The sequence below is a fragment of the Psychrobacter sp. CAL346-MNA-CIBAN-0220 genome (assembly GCF_040309805.1).
Lineage (GTDB): Bacteria > Pseudomonadota > Gammaproteobacteria > Pseudomonadales > Moraxellaceae > Psychrobacter.
The window spans coordinates 1-276 of the sequence record NZ_JBEOPF010000228.1 but is presented as its reverse complement, the minus strand read 5'-3'; the positions used below and the strand labels follow the sequence as shown (position 1 = coordinate 276).

General features: G+C 38.4%; 1 protein-coding gene. It reads left to right on the top strand.

Features of this window, described 5'->3' with window-relative positions; all coding sequences use genetic code 11:
- Positions 1-276, top strand: a 276-nt coding sequence (locus AAEY88_RS13425; RefSeq protein ID WP_350563185.1) for a hypothetical protein, incomplete at both ends; no start/stop codon positions are given.

Here is a 276-nt window from a genome sequence, read left to right as displayed (position 1 = left end):
AGTTAACACTGACTAACTTTCTTTTTGGTAAGCTAATAAACCCTGTTCCTAATGGTGAAGAAGCAATAATTAACTTTGAGTCTATTAGTGCTATTTGGGAGTGTGGGTGTCGTCACCGCTCTCAGCCTCTCAATAATAAATATCTAACAGCATATAAATCATTCCCCAACATAACAGTGTGTAAACACAAACACGCATTACGTTTAAATATTGCCTGTACCACCAAAGATGCGTCTGCGTTTAATGCTGTATTTAGACATACAGAGTGGGCATGGG